This window comes from Acinetobacter legionensis, from assembly GCF_048551735.1.
Lineage (GTDB): Bacteria > Pseudomonadota > Gammaproteobacteria > Pseudomonadales > Moraxellaceae > Acinetobacter.
This window is the reverse complement of record NZ_JBIMBV010000043.1, coordinates 1-5,128: the sequence shown is the minus strand read 5'-3', so window position 1 is coordinate 5,128 and position 5,128 is coordinate 1. Positions and strand designations below refer to the sequence as shown.

At 36.3% G+C, this 5,128-nt stretch carries 4 protein-coding genes and 1 pseudogene; 3 read left to right on the top strand and 2 right to left on the bottom strand.

Going from position 1 to position 5,128, the window contains the following annotated elements; genetic code table 11:
- Positions 1 to 129 precede the first annotated feature (129 nt).
- Together mobQ and ACG9ZL_RS20650 are read left to right on the top strand one after the other, a co-directional pair.
- Entirely contained in the window at positions 130 to 1,083 is a 954-nt protein-coding gene (mobQ, locus tag ACG9ZL_RS20655) for a MobQ family relaxase (RefSeq protein ID WP_419361693.1), read from the top strand.
- Positions 1,080 to 1,550, top strand: coding sequence for a hypothetical protein (locus ACG9ZL_RS20650; RefSeq protein WP_419361690.1), 471 nt, complete (start codon positions 1,080 to 1,082; stop codon positions 1,548 to 1,550). The genes mobQ and ACG9ZL_RS20650 overlap by 4 nt, the downstream gene beginning before the upstream one ends.
- A 122-nt stretch (positions 1,551 to 1,672) precedes the next feature.
- Here the strand turns inward: ACG9ZL_RS20650 and ACG9ZL_RS20645 are convergent, their stop codons facing one another.
- On the bottom strand, positions 1,673 to 2,629 hold the full coding sequence (locus ACG9ZL_RS20645) for a DUF3800 domain-containing protein (RefSeq protein ID WP_016805609.1): 957 nt from the start codon (positions 2,627 to 2,629) through the stop codon (positions 1,673 to 1,675).
- A gap of 694 nt (positions 2,630 to 3,323) precedes the next feature.
- Here ACG9ZL_RS20645 and repM point away from each other — a divergent pair.
- On the top strand, positions 3,324 to 4,256 hold the full coding sequence (gene repM, locus ACG9ZL_RS20640; RefSeq protein WP_419361687.1) for a replication initiation protein RepM: 933 nt from the start codon (positions 3,324 to 3,326) through the stop codon (positions 4,254 to 4,256).
- Positions 4,257 to 4,668: 412 nt separating this feature from the next.
- On the opposite strand, the pseudogene ACG9ZL_RS20635 reads toward repM, so the two are convergent.
- A pseudogene (locus tag ACG9ZL_RS20635) lies at positions 4,669 to 4,947 on the bottom strand (DUF8583 domain-containing protein); the annotation flags it as partial.
- Positions 4,948 to 5,128 lie beyond the last annotated feature (181 nt).

Sequence of the window (5,128 nt, the reverse complement as noted above, 5' to 3'; positions counted from 1 at the left end):
TTCATGAAATGCGCACTTACGACTTGAACAAAGTTCAAGTCATCGTTGCGTAAGGGGAACCCCCTTAACCCCAAAAAACTGCTACGCAATTTTTTAAAAGCAAAAGCAAAACCATCACAAGGCTAAGGCATGGCAATTTATCACTGTACGACTAAGACCGTTAACCGAAGTTCGGGACGAACTGCGGTTGCATCTATCGCCTATCGTGCAGGGGAAAAATTAAAAGATGAACGAACAGGATTAACGCACGACTTTACGAGAAAAGAAGGTGTAGCTTATACCGAAATTATCTCGAACTTAGATACTCAGATTGATCGTGCCGAACTCTGGAATTTGGCGGAAAAAACCGAAAACCGAAAAGATGCCAGAACCGCCAGAGAATGGGTTATTGCCTTGCCTGATGAATTGGATGAAGAACAACGCAAGGAACTCGCTAAAGACTTTGCCAAGTCCTTAGTAGATCGCTATGGAGTAGTTGCAGATTTAGCGATTCATACACCCAGCAAAGGTGGGGATGATAAAAACCATCATGCACATATCTTGCTGACAACTCGAAAAGCAGAATTAGACCCTGACAATAAATTGGTCCTTACTCAAAAAGCGGAAATTGAGCTAAGTAACACCAAAAGAAAAAGCCTAGGCATGGGAACAAGCCAAGAAGAAATCAAACAGATTCGAGCCACCTGGGCAAACCTTGCAAATTACGCCCTGGACAAAGCAGGGTACAAAGAAAAAATAGACCACCGCAGCTATGCCGAACAAGGTAACGGCTTACAAGCCACGATACATGAAGGCAGCAAGGTTACTCAGTTACGCAGAAAGGGCATAGATACTGAAGTTAGCCGTTTCAATGACAACATCAAACAGCAAAACTATCAGCAGCTCCAATTCAAAGAACCCAAAAAGGAAAAAATCCTAGAACAAGGCTTTAGCCGTGTTGAAAAGGGATTCGAGCAATGGAAGAAAGATCAGGAAGCTAAACGCCTAGAACTGGAACGTCAGCAGCAGTTAAAGCAACAGCAAGAACGAGCCATGAAACAGAAACAACGCCAAAGCATGAATAAAGATGGGCCATCTCTATGAGCAACCAAAACGATTTAGACGACCAGTTATATATTTTATTGGCCTCCATGAAGGAATATAGAGAGGCTATAGCAGACGATAAGAAGCGATTAGAGACGTTTTACACCCAAGTAGCTAGTGGGGTTCTGGATAAGGCTGAAAAGTCGCTACAGGAGACAAATAAACAAGCTATAGGGGTATTAAAGAGCCGTATTCAGGAGTTAGACAAAGCAACGAGCCGTCTTAATTATCAATTCATTGCAGTGTTTGCCAGTGCCTTTGTAGCTTTGGTGATGGTGCTGTTCTTGGCATTATTTTTATTTGTACCAAGTCTGGATGAAATCCAGCAGCGCAGATCGGAAGTGAACAACCTGAAAAAATACAGCTTAGACCTATCAAAATGTGATGGGAAAACCTGTGTAAGAGTTATAAAAAAACAATGTGGATATGGGAAAAATGCGGATTATTGCGTGATTGACCCTAAATAATTTTGGCCAGTACTTTGCTTTGTTCCTTTCAAACCTATCAGATATTTAATGTCGCAAAGTGGCTCGACTTTGAGGTTTGGCAAAAGCCAAACTTCAAAGTATCGAGCTAGATTTCTTAGGAATTAAGGAAAGGCATCACCATTCTGATTACCTTCTTCATCGTAACCCTGATTTAACTCATCTTCGAAAATGTCTCTAACAAAATATCCCTCTCTCGTTAGATTGTCTTTTTCCCATCCTTTATTCTTTCTATATTCTGATGGAATAAACTTCCAAATTCGCAATTTGTGGTGATACATATTGCTTTTATTTTGATTAAAACCTGTAGATTCAAACCAATTAAAACCGTTTGAGCCTCTATCCAAATGATTAATTTCTTTTAGAGTTTCATAAATATATTTAGCTAACTCTAATTTCATTTTTTGTTTAGCGGTCATCCCTCTACGACCATTAGGTCTACGATCACAAATTCGATTTCCTCGATAACCAGCTGCACCCATTAATAGATCACAAATTTGTAAGCGTAAAAAATCCTTACTATCAACATATGTAATCTTGAGTTCTATATCTGGTCGCTGCAAATATGTAGGAAGGTTTGTAACGAAGGTATTTAAACTGTCTTTATGTTTTTGACTTGAATGCCCATCTAATCTTAATAAAATTTCGTGTTTTTCATTTCCAACTAATCTTGGCAAATATTTAAATCCGAAAGAGTTTTTTATAAATTGATAATACAAACGGAATTGCATATCTAATTCGGACAAATTGTCTCTATTATCATAATGATATGATCTGTCCTTAAACATTTGTCGGTATTTTATTTTATCAGCCAATATATGTGTTTTTAGACAATCAATCAGTTCTTTAAAGCAAGGAATATCAGATTCCCTTACCTTTGCCCACTTTATCTCTACTCGTGGATTAAATTTATGTTTAACTAATATTTTTTTCAGATCTTGATCTAATTTATCTAAATCAGACTCTAAACCAAAAATGCCACCAAAAAAAAAGTGATATCTGGCTAGTGGTTCAGAATTGTGAGTCCATGCTTCATCTGCAAAAATTTGATATTTGGGCATTTTTTTTCCAAAAAAAAACCCTAGTTCCTTAATAACGCCGCTTACCTAATAAGAAGCTCAAGAACTAGAGTTCACATTAGTATATATAAAAAAGAATTGATGAACAATATATTTTATATTTGCCCTTTTCAACTTGTTACTTAATTAATTATTAAAAAATAAATAATTACATTTAGTAATAACCGAGCGAGTGTCTACGAGCGATCACCAAGCATAAAAATCCATGTGCTTTTCTCTCTGATTACAACTACTCCCTTTTGCTTAATAAAGGGATTAACAGAGCAAAGCGATTATCATCTAAATTGCTTTATGACCGAGCGAAGCGAGATAAAGCTTTCTGAGCGAAGCGAAGGCATAGTTTTTTTAAAATTCTCGATTTACCTTTGAAGAAACAGCCCCTCAACCGAGCGAAGCGAGGTTAAAACGTCCGAGCTTTAGCGAGGGCATAGGGCTGTTTTTATGCCTGCTTAGGCTTTTATATATATTTTAAAGTTTTTAAATGCTTTTAGCCATTCTGAAAGTATTGATATTAAAGATTTTTAAAGCCAATAAAGACACAGATTCCTTGCTATAAAGACACAGATTCCTTGCTATAAAGACACAGATTCCTTGCTATAAAGACACAGATTCCTTGCATAAAGACACATAATGTTTTAATGTGTCTTTATGCACATAATTATATAACGTGTTGAATATGAAGAATGGATTAGTAGTGAAAGATAATGCCTTAATAAATGCTAGTTATAATTTAGAAGTAACAGAGCAGCGTTTAATACTTTTAGCAATTATCAACGCACGTGAAACTCAGCAAGGAATTACGTCAGATAGCAAGTTAGAGATACATGCTAGTGACTATGCCAATCAATTTAATGTGAAGAAAGAAACAGCTTATGAAGCATTAAAAAGTGCTGTAAATAATTTATTTGAACGTCAGTTTTCTTTTAGAGAAACAACAAAAAAAGGGGTTGGTATTGTTCGATCTCGTTGGGTAAGTCGAATTAAATACATTGATGATTCAGCTATATTAGAAATTACTTTTGCGCCTGATGTGGTGCCATTAATTACAAGGCTTGAGCAACATTTTACTAGCTATCAGTTAAAGCAAGTTTCTCAACTTACCAGTAAGTACGCTATACGCTTATATGAGCTTCTAATTGCATGGCGTGAAGTTGGTAAAGTACCAAAAATTGAACTCTCTGAATTTAGGGAAAAGCTAGGTATTGCAGCTGATGAATACAAAGCAATGAATCATTTTAAAAGCCGTGTATTAGAACCATCTATTAAACAAATTAACGAACATACCGACATTACAGTAAGTTATGAGCAACATAAAACTGGACGTACTATTACTGGTTTTTCGTTCAGATTTAAGCAGAAGCAAACTCCTAAGATATCAAAACAAATAGATGAAAAAAGAGATCCTAATACTCCTGATTTCTTTATTCCTCTAACTGATGCTCAACGACATTTATTCGCTAATAAGATGGCTAAATTGCCTGAATTGAGTGAGTATTCACGAGGAACTGAAAGCTATGAAGAGTTTGCAATTCGTATTGCCGACATGCTTTTAGAACCTCCAAAATTTAGGATGTTTTATCCGCTACTGGAACAGTTAGGGTTTAAATAACCTGCAAAAAAAAGAGCTTAATAAGCTCTTTTTTTATATTTTTTAGTATTTAACGTCGATTGACGAGACTACGATCATAGTCTGCAGGATAACCATCAAGTTCCACTTCTATAATCTCAATTCCATCATCCTCGTCGAGTGGATTCTTAGCCTTTTCATCTAAATCATCAGCATACTTTTCATACTCATCCTCCCAGTCCTCATGAATCTCTTCAAAATATGGGCAGTAGAAAATATTCATTAGCTCGAAATAGTTATCCCCGAATTCTTCAACTTCGAGCTTTATTACGCTCATCTTTCCAAAGGTAACGATGGTAGGGGTTACGTTTAAAGGCTCTATGTATTTCTCAGAAAATCTTTTGGCATCGCTATAAGTATTAAAACTTTTAGAAAAAGTGTCATAAGTTTTTTTTTGAAGTGGGGGTAAATCAAAAAGCTGTCTGTCTCGATCCTCTGTTAAATATTCATTGAGATCGGCTAGTACTTTATTTTTATTAGCTTCATTAGCCTGCATTTTTTTAATCAAATAAGAACCTAGTAAAATTTTACGTCTGGTATCGTCCTTTCTTTCCTGCTCTTTTTGCTTCGATTTTTCTCTAGCTTCGATAGCCTGTTTACGAGCCTTTAGCTGTTTCAGTTTTTCTAACTGGGCTTCGATTTTCTTTTCGAGAGTTTCAGCAGCTTTTGTCATGATTCAGATTTTGGGATATAGAAAACCACTCAAGCATAAGGCCCTATGAATTGGAATTCAAGCGGGCTTTATGCTATCGTGTTTTTCATGAAATGCGCACTTACGACTTGAACAAAGTTCAAGTCATCGTTGCGTAAGGGGAACCCCCTTAACCCCAAAAAACTGCTACGCAATTTTTTAA